Origin of the sequence: Acidocella sp. MX-AZ02 (genome assembly GCF_000306035.1) — a bacterium.
In the GTDB taxonomy this organism is placed as follows: domain Bacteria; phylum Pseudomonadota; class Alphaproteobacteria; order Acetobacterales; family Acetobacteraceae; genus Acidocella; species Acidocella facilis.
Window position 1 is genome coordinate 1 of sequence record NZ_JH976280.1, and the last position, 391, is coordinate 391.

At 55.8% G+C, this 391-nt stretch carries 1 protein-coding gene; it reads right to left on the bottom strand.

The genetic code is table 11. The features are described 5' to 3' along the window. Positions 1-391, bottom strand: a 391-nt coding sequence (locus MXAZACID_RS19030; protein WP_144052901.1) for a GNAT family N-acetyltransferase, incomplete at both ends; no start/stop codon positions are given.

Genomic DNA, 391 nt, shown 5'->3' on the forward strand with positions numbered 1-391 from the left:
AAAATTTTGAAGGCCGCCGCCAAAGCGATGGGCGCAAGTTCCGTCATATAGCCTTTGCCATGATAAGCCTCGCCAAGCCAGTAGCCGAAAGCCCCGCGCCCGGGGTCAAGAGAATCCCGGTATATCGCGGCCCAGCCGATCAATTCGGCGCTTTGTTTTTCGAGCACGGAAAATCGTACGGCATTACCGGCAAACGCAATTTTCCGGGCCGTGGCGATTCGCGCCAATGCCATTCTGGGCGTAAATGGTGAGGGCCATGCCGCCAGCCGCTGGCTTATTTTCGGCGTGATCAATCTGGTGATAGATGCGGCATCACCAGGCGCAACGCAACGCAGACGTAGCCGCTCAGTCTCTAAAGGCTGAAACGGATCGACATTTATATCCTTCATGC